Below are 1206 nucleotides of genomic sequence, written 5' to 3' on the forward strand. Positions count from 1 at the left end.
GGCCCACGGGGCCTCGCGGCGAATTACTTGCGGTTCAGCAGCAAGCCGATCAGCAGGCCAACCCCGGCGGCGACGCCGACGGCGCGCCACGGATGGTCATGCACGTAGTCATCGGTGGCGCGGGCGGCTGCCTTGCTCTTGGTGACGACGGCGTCCTGCAGGTCCTGGGCCTTTTCCTTGGCTTGCTTCAGCAGGCCCATGCCGCGCTCGCGCAGTTCGGCGGCTTTCTCGCCGGTGGTCGAGGCCGCTTGCTTAAGCAGTTCTTCGGCATCGGACAAAACGGTCTTGACATCGCTCATCAGTTTCTCCTGGTTGAGGGCGGTGGTTTTGGATTATGACATTTTGCCTTCCTCGCACGTTGTCGGGCAGGTTCTGGCCCTCTTTCCTAGCATATGCGGGGAACTGCCGTGGTTTCAACACCACGCGTCCGACACCGCGTGCAGGACAGTGACGCAAGACAAAGGTCTTAATAAAAAAAGGTGATTTTGTAGTGACTTTATATTCGTTTGGGTTGGATCGCAATCTCACTAGACTGGTTCAACCCGAATTTGCCCCTTTGTGGAGACCTATATGACCCTACGTCTTGGCGATATCGCACCGGATTTCGAGCAGGATTCCAGTGAAGGCCCGATCCGCTTTCATGAGTGGCTGGGCGACAGCTGGGGTGTATTGTTTTCGCACCCGGCCGATTTCACGCCCGTCTGCACCACCGAACTGGGTTTGACCGCGAAGCTGAAAGGCGATTTTGCCAAACGCAACGTCAAGGCGATCGCGCTGTCGGTCGATCCGGTCGAATCCCACCGCGAGTGGATCAAGGACATCAACGAGACCCAGGGTACCACGGTCAATTTCCCCATCATTGCCGATGGCGACCGCAAGGTATCGGAGCGCTACGACATGATTCACCCGAATGCGAACGAGACCCTGACAGTGCGCTCGCTGTTCGTGATCGACCCGAAAAAGAAGGTGCGCCTGATCATCACGTACCCGGCCAGCACGGGGCGCAACTTCAACGAGATCCTGCGGGTGATTGATTCGCTGCAGCTCACCGACAACCACAGCGTCGCCACGCCCGGCAACTGGCAGGACGGCGAGGATGTGGTGATCGTGCCCTCGCTGAAGGACGAGGAGGTGATCAGGCAGAAATTTCCGAAGGGCTACAGGGCCGTGCGTCCCTACCTGCGGCTGACGCCGCAACCGGACAAG

The 1206-nt window shown here is 59.0% G+C and carries 2 protein-coding genes; one reads left to right on the top strand and one right to left on the bottom strand.

The features are described 5' to 3' along the window. Positions 1-23 precede the first annotated feature (23 nt). Entirely contained in the window at positions 24-299 is a 276-nt protein-coding gene (locus P3W85_RS33570; protein WP_006162945.1) for a DUF883 family protein, read from the bottom strand. Positions 300-570: 271 nt separating this feature from the next. Here P3W85_RS33570 and P3W85_RS33575 point away from each other — a divergent pair. Then, a partial coding sequence (locus P3W85_RS33575; RefSeq protein ID WP_017230679.1) for a peroxiredoxin occupies positions 571-1206 on the top strand: 636 nt, incomplete at its 3' end.

Source organism: Cupriavidus basilensis (assembly GCF_029335485.1).
In the GTDB taxonomy this organism is placed as follows: domain Bacteria; phylum Pseudomonadota; class Gammaproteobacteria; order Burkholderiales; family Burkholderiaceae; genus Cupriavidus; species Cupriavidus basilensis_E.

What these genes read in the sequence shown, in the direction of transcription:
- P3W85_RS33570 (WP_006162945.1), bottom strand. Translation starts at nt 299, where the DNA reads ATGAGCGATGTCAAGACCGTTTTGTCCGATGCCGAAGAACTGCTTAAG.